General features: G+C 58.0%; 7 protein-coding genes. 3 read left to right on the top strand and 4 right to left on the bottom strand.

Annotation, left to right across the window (positions count from 1 at the left end):
- The first annotated feature begins 94 nt into the window (after positions 1–94).
- Entirely contained in the window at positions 95–979 is an 885-nt protein-coding gene (locus tag NW849_RS11340) for a hypothetical protein (RefSeq protein WP_414357723.1), read from the top strand.
- Between the two features lie 221 nt (positions 980–1,200).
- Here the strand turns inward: NW849_RS11340 and NW849_RS11335 are convergent, their stop codons facing one another.
- Positions 1,201–1,788: a hypothetical protein gene (locus NW849_RS11335; RefSeq protein ID WP_414329849.1), complete on the bottom strand. Its 588-nt coding sequence runs from the start codon at positions 1,786–1,788 to the stop codon at positions 1,201–1,203.
- Positions 1,789–2,095: 307 nt separating this feature from the next.
- Between NW849_RS11335 and NW849_RS11330 the strand changes: the two genes are divergently transcribed.
- Positions 2,096–3,037: a hypothetical protein gene (locus NW849_RS11330; RefSeq protein WP_414357722.1), complete on the top strand. Its 942-nt coding sequence runs from the start codon at positions 2,096–2,098 to the stop codon at positions 3,035–3,037.
- Between the two features lie 47 nt (positions 3,038–3,084).
- On the opposite strand, the gene NW849_RS11325 is transcribed toward NW849_RS11330, so the two are convergent.
- From NW849_RS11325 to selD, 3 genes are all read right to left on the bottom strand, one after another.
- Positions 3,085–4,221, bottom strand: a complete 1,137-nt coding sequence (locus NW849_RS11325) for an ABC transporter permease (protein WP_414357721.1) — start codon at positions 4,219–4,221, stop codon at positions 3,085–3,087.
- A gap of 170 nt (positions 4,222–4,391) precedes the next feature.
- Positions 4,392–4,889: a hypothetical protein gene (locus NW849_RS11320; protein WP_414357720.1), complete on the bottom strand. Its 498-nt coding sequence runs from the start codon at positions 4,887–4,889 to the stop codon at positions 4,392–4,394.
- A 131-nt stretch (positions 4,890–5,020) separates the two neighbouring features.
- Positions 5,021–6,097, bottom strand: coding sequence for a selenide, water dikinase SelD (gene selD / locus NW849_RS11315; RefSeq protein ID WP_414357719.1), 1,077 nt, complete (start codon positions 6,095–6,097; stop codon positions 5,021–5,023).
- Between the two features lie 117 nt (positions 6,098–6,214).
- Between selD and NW849_RS11310 the strand changes: the two genes are divergently transcribed.
- On the top strand, positions 6,215–6,732 hold a 518-nt coding region (locus NW849_RS11310), incomplete at its 3' end, for a PHP domain-containing protein (protein ID WP_414357718.1).

Below are 6,732 nucleotides of genomic sequence, written 5' to 3'. Positions count from 1 at the left end.
ACTGTTGTCGAGAAAAGCAGGTTGACTTGGCCCCATCACGAAGATTTTGGATATTTTGGTGGAGAGGATACGAGGCTCTCTCCCGGTGGTCTCTATGCTGAAATCGCTGCCTGCTCGCCCATTGTCCTGCTTTTTTGTAGCCGGCCTGCTGTTGGCAGGGGGCGTTGCGTTTTTGGCCCCCCGTTGGTTCCCGGCTCTGGCCAACGAACAGGCTGTTCCTGAGGCCGAACTGGCGCTTCGGCCCCTCTTGCCTCCGGGATCCCGGATCCTCAGCTCGCGGCGATTGAGCGACACAGAAGCGGAAATTTGGGTGGAGTCTCGGGGGGGAACCAGCCCTGTGATCATGCGGCTGAATGCTGCAGGGACTTGGGAACAGGATATGAGCGCCACCTTGGCCCGCGGAGCCAGCCAGATGCAAGCTCTCGCCCGGCAACAAACGGTGAACTTGCCTGCCGGCTTTGGCCAGACCGCCCCCGATCAACCCCCGCCGCCGGTGCCCTCCCTTCTGCAGGCTACCCAAGCTGCCTCTAGCCTGATCCCGCCAGTGGATCGAGAGCAGGAAACCCAGCGGGCCTTGAGTGGGGCTGGCCGTGTGGATCCCTTTGTGCCTCAAAACGTGCGTGCTCCTGAACCGCAGATTGTCCTGCCGCCCCTGCCTCCACCTCCGGTTTTGCCCCCTCCTGGCAGCGGCAATGGCGCCCCTGTAGCCGTGGCTACCCCGATCCCAACGCCTACCCCTGACCCAGCTGCGTTTGCCCGCAGTGTACAGGTTTCCGGGATGATACAGATTGGCGGCGAGTCCTTTGCTCTGGTTTCTGGCCCAGGTGTCATTCCCGCTGTGGTGCAGGCCGGGCAAAACTACCAAACCGCCAAGGTGGCCGGAGTATCGGTGCCAGAGCGACGGGTTGTGCTCTCGGAAGGGGGAGAAACGGTCGTGAAGCAAATGGAAGACACCAGCGTGATTGTAGGTGCGCCCTAGCTTCAGCAGCAGCAAGACACCGACGGTAGAACGGGCTTATTCCAAGTAGCAGCCAACTAGCAGTAAAACAGTTGGCTGGCTTGATTCCCAACTCCCCCTTCCAGAGGGGCCGGGGGCAAGGGTCAGAGGCTACTTGAACGGGCTCGGAACAACCCTAGTTGGAAGATAGGAGTTGCCAGATCTCCAGATCCCGAGATCTTGGCGGCAAGGCCGAGAAGACTTCAAAAGCGGGGTTCGCTGCTGAGGCGGGAGGGCTGCTGTTTGAGATAACGCAAAAACTCCCGCAGCTCGGCGTCGCTTAGTTGGTGGCGAGATTTCTTCTGAAAGCGACGTTCCAAAAACTCTTGTCCTTCCTTGCGGCCCCAGCCAATGCGCTGCATCTCCACATCCGTTTGGGCAATGATGTCCGATAGGTCATCCCCATAGGCCGCCGGCTCACTTAGACCGGGCAGCTCTGGGGAACTTGGCTTTGCAGGGATCCCTATCGACTCGGGGGCTGGAGAAGCAGGGGAAGACTGAGCGTGTCCGTTGGCCAACTCAGGAGTTGGCAGATAAGGCACCCTGGCGGCAGCAGAATCCATGCCCAAACTCAAAGAGGAAGTGGGGCGACCAAATCCTGCGTGGTGGAGGGCGCGCTTCAAGGCAGCATCTTCCGCCTCTTCGACGGTGTTCGAGCCAGCCATGCCACTGCCCAAAACCGTGTTGTTCACCACCACCTGGGCTCTGACGATGTAGATCCCTTCTTCCACCCGCAACAGATCGGTGAGCAAACTGCCCATAGGGTACCGCTCTCGAAAGTCTTGGATCATGTTGGCGTCAGAACCTGTTGCTGCTGAAGCTCTGACTACAAGCTAGCCCGAAAGTTAACTTGGCATCCAGATCTCAATCCAATCCCACCCTCAATATCGACATTGAATTGATATAAAGCGAGAGATCTCAACAAGAGGGAGCTGTCCGAGCAGATAACATCCCGGCTGGTGAGGGTATGCTATGGCCAAGGAATCCAGTTATATTAAGCAAGCGTCAACCCACGTGGCTGGCTTGGAAAACCTGAATTATCAGCAGCTCAGCCTTGACTCTTAGCTCTATTGTCGGCGCCAAGACAGATGGGGGACTATGGCCAGCGATACCATCGGGGTCAGCTCAGCGAGTTTGGGACGGGCAGCCATTCGAGAGCGCAACTACGGCACTGCTTTGCAGTTGCTCCGGCGAGCTTATCGTGCGGATCCCAGCCCAGAGAATGCCCGTTGGCTGGCCACTGCCTACGAGGAGGCGGGTTACCTTCAATTGGCCGCTCTGTACCGAGAATTGGCCCAAGAGCGCAGGGAGACTCCCAAAGCGATTCAATTTCAGGCCCCCAAACCTCCCAGCACCCTTGAGGAGCTGAAGCAGCCATCTCCTGAACCGCCGGATCGCAAGACCATTCCCTTGCCGCAGCCGATCCCACGCCCAACCCCACCCGCATCTCCTCCGGATCAGCCAATTTGGGTTTACAAGCCCACCCCCATCGATCCCAAAAGCATCAGCCGCCAAGCGCCCCTTCGACCTCAAGCTGCAGAGCCTGCCCCTTCCCCTCAACCATCGGCGGAGAGGGACGACTATCTGCCGGTTCAGCACGCCCCGGATTTGAAAAACCCGCAGCAGGGATCCCCCTTTGTGCGGCGACTGAACCAACTGCATCGCCAGTTTAAGGATCAGCCCACAGCGGAACTGGCGCTACAACTGGCGGAAGCCTACGACGAGCAAAAGAACTTTAAAGAGGCCCAGCGCTACTACCGAGAGGTTTTGGATCTGGATGACTCTTGGCTGTTACGACCGATGGTGCAAGAGCGCCTAGAAGAGCTGCGGCAACTGCAGGAGCCAACAGCCGAACAGAATCCTTGGGCAGATCTCTCAGCCCAAAACTTGCTCAAGCTAGGAGAAAAGTTGGAACAGGAAGGGGAAGTGGCTCGTGCCGAGCAAGTTTACCGGCAGATCCTGAAAATGGATGCCACCCTGGATGTCCATGCTAAGGCTCGCAAGGGTCTAAACCGGCTCTATCCCGACGGAAAGCGGTGATTTGCAGGCCACTCCATTCCCCTCACTCGGCGCAATGGGGAAGCAGCTCACCCTTCCCGAGGATCGAGGGCGTCCCGCAAACCATCCCCCAGCAGGTTAAAGGATAGAGAGGTCAGCACCACCATCAAAGTGGGGGCCAGCACCAGCCAGGGCTGTAGGATGATCACCGAAGCGTTGGTGGCCAGCGAGAGCATGTTGCCCCAAGAGGCATCCGGCTGTTGGATCCCCAACCCGATGAGGCTCAGCACCGACTCTGCCGCAATGTAGCCGGGCACCGCCAAGGTTGCCGAGATCACCACATAAGTAGCTGTCTGGGGCAAAATATGCCGCACCAGCAGATACAGGGATCCAGCCCCGGCTACCCGCGCTGCCTGCACAAAGTCCCGCTCTCGCAAGGACAGCACCTGCCCACGAATCACCCTGGCTAGGCCCGCCCAACCCACAAAAGAGAGGATCACCACAATCACCAAGAAGCGCTCGGCATTGCTGAAGGGCACCCCGGTCAGCGGATTCACCTGCAACACCGCTGCCAGCGACACCAGCAGATACAGCGTCGGAATCGACATCAACACCTCTGCCAAGCGCATCAGGAGCGTATCCACCCAGCCCCCAAGGTAGCCGGATATGGCCCCCACCAGCAGACCAATGGGGAAAGAGATGCCAATGCCCACCAAGCCGATAAACAGGCTGACGCGCCCGCCATAGACCAAGCGACTGAAATAGTCCCGACCTTGATCATCGGTGCCCAGCAGGTGTAGCCGTGCCACAGAGGGCTCTTCGCCGATTGGGGATCCCACCTGTCCCTCTTCTGCAACAGGCCGCAGCGGGACGGTGCCAAACAGATGCCGATCCCAGGGGATCAACCCCAACCAACGGTAGGGAGTACCGGCCACAAACAAGCGGATCCCGGCGGGACGGCTGGTATCCACCAAGAGCGGGCGTTCTCCCGTTTCCAGATCCACTGGCCCCTGGCGGGTTGGATAAACGTGGGGCCCAATCCAAGCGCCCGATTCATCCCAAAAGTGAATGGCGGTGGGCGGCAGAAGGGATCCCCCCGGCTGCGATTCCAGCGGGCTGTAGGGGGCAACAAACTCGGCAAAAATGGCGCAGGCGTAGAAAACAAGGAGAATGTAAGCTCCTACTTGGGCCCATCGGTTTTGGCGAAGCCGTTTCCACCACTGCATGAGGCAAAGATTCCGGTCGAGTCCAGTTGAACCAACTGCCAACGCAAATTGGCTTTCAGTGTAGCTGATCGTGTCTCGTTCCAGTTGCAGAGAGGGGCTAGAGGTGAGGGCCGGCAGCCTGTCACCGATTCCCATCAGCAGGACGAGTTCCTTCCCCAGTCTGAAAAAGCTCAGCCTGCCAGGGAATAGTTGGGGCTATAGCGGGCCATCATCTCCATCCGCACCGCAGCAACCGTCTGGGGCAGCACTCCCACCAGCCGCGCCAAAATGTCATCTGGCAATTGGCTAACCAAATCCGCAGAGAAAAATTCCTCTAAGCTAAAGAGCAAAACCCGCGCCCGCTGGGCCGGCAAAGGATTGTCGGTGATTTGCTGCAGCCAACGCATCCAGTGCAGCCGCTTGGCATAGGCACTTTGCCGCTCTTGGTGGTCTTGCGGATGCAGCAAAACCACATCCCCAATGGGGACAACGCCGCCGGACTCCACATCCAAGGGCCCCCCCACCGCAGCGCCTGGCCCGGCAAACTCGGCATGAAACGTCTTGCAGATGATCAGGGCGTTGTGCCGTTGTGGATCCACCATCAGCAATTGCCCACTGCTGAGGGTTCGAATCAGCTGGCCAGGCTCAACTCGCTGAACCAGACTACGGCTGGGGGGAAGCTCGCTCATAGATCTCAGGATATCTCAACCTTCCCTTGCCTCACATGGGATCTTTAACTTTCTCAGAGCTGCTTGACGCAATCTTCATATTGAGCCCTCTATCGAGACTTTGTGTTGCGAGCATTGCCAGAGGGTCTTCTTCAGGCTGCCGATGGGCTGGGGATGATCTCGCCGGTAACATGGATTCTAATATTGTCGGCATCTCCGGCTTGGCAGCGGCCAATGCGACGGGCGTAGGGGTAGCCGGCACTGTGCAGCTCCTGCAAAAGATCTGAGGTGTAGCCGGGATCCACCGCCACCAGCAAGCCCCCGCTGGTTTGGGGATCTGCCAGCAGCAGTTGCTGCCACTCGGGCAGGGATTCTGCCTGTACCCCCTCATAGCCCTGCCAATTGCGACGAGCCGCCCCTGGAAAGATCCCCGCCTCTGCCAGCGAGAGCGCTTCTGCCAAAAACGGAATGGAAGCCAGATCCAAACTGGCCCCCACCCCCGAGCCGCGACAGACTTCCAGCAAGTGTCCCACCAGGCCAAACCCTGTTACATCCGTCATGGCGTGAACTTGCGGTCGCCGAGCCAGTTGCGAGCCGATGCGATTCAGCTGGGTCATCACCTGCAAAACTTCCGCGTAGCCTGCCGCACTGAGCTGACCCTTTTTCAGAGCGGTGGTCATCACCCCGATCCCCAGCGGCTTGGTCAGGATCAGATCGTCCCCGGCTTGGGCCGTGGCATTGCGGCGAATGTGGTGTGGATGGGCCAAACCTGCTGCCACCAAGCCGAAGATGGGCTCCGGCGAATCGATGGAGTGCCCCCCTGCCAAAGGGATCCCGGCTTCTTGGCAAACCTGGATCCCTCCGGCCATGATCCCTTGGATGGCCTGCATCGGCAGGGTATCGACCGGCATGCCCAAAACTGCCAAAGCCAGAATGGGAGTGCCCCCCATCGCGTAGACATCGGAAAGGGCATTGGTCGCCGCGATCCGACCAAAATCCACCGGCTCATCCACAATCGGCATGAAGAAATCGGTGGTCAAAATTAGGGCTTGGTGGTCGTTTAGTTGATAGACAGCCGCATCATCGCTGGTTTCAGCTCCCACCAACAAAGCCGGATTTGGGGATAGCAGGGGCACATCCTTAAGAATTTGTTGCAGCAGGGCCGGGGCAATTTTACAGCCGCAGCCACCGCCGTGGGAGTACTGGGTGAGGCGAATGGGAGCATCCATAGATTCAAGAAAAGGGAAAAAACATCAGCTGACTTTACTGTAGCGGCATCTGCAGGCAGTCGAGAAATGGACACGCTGAGTTAAGGTTAAAGGGATCCCACTATCCATAGCGTTGCCATGTCTTTTGTTCCTTTGCATCTCCACAGCGAATACAGCCTCTTGGATGGCGCCAGCCAATTGCCGCGTCTGATCGAGCAGGTGGTCGCTATGGGTTTGCCGGGGCTGGCCCTGACGGATCACGGTGTCATGTATGGGGCGTTAGAGCTGGTGAAACTGTGTAAAAGCAAAGGGATTACTCCAATCATCGGCAATGAAATGTATGTAATCAACGGCGATATCCGCGACAAAAGCCGCAAGTACCCCAAGTATCACCAAGTGGTTCTGGCCAAAAATACCCAGGGCTACAAAAACTTAGTGAAGCTAACCACCATTTCCCATCTACATGGCATTCAAGGGAAAGGGATTTTCTCTCGCCCCTGCATCAACAAAGAGTATTTGGTGCAATACAAAGAAGGGCTGATCGTCACCAGCGGCTGCTTGGCAGGAGAAGTGCCTCAAGCTATTTTGCAGCGGCGGCCAGAAATTGCCCGTGAAGTTGCCGCTTGGTATCAAGAGCAGTTTGGGGATGATTATTA

Origin of the sequence: Synechococcus sp. R55.3, assembly GCF_047461975.1 — a bacterium.
Lineage (GTDB): Bacteria > Cyanobacteriota > Cyanobacteriia > Thermostichales > Thermostichaceae > Thermostichus.
The sequence above is the reverse complement of the archived record's forward strand: the minus strand, read 5'-3'. Positions and strand labels throughout refer to the sequence as shown.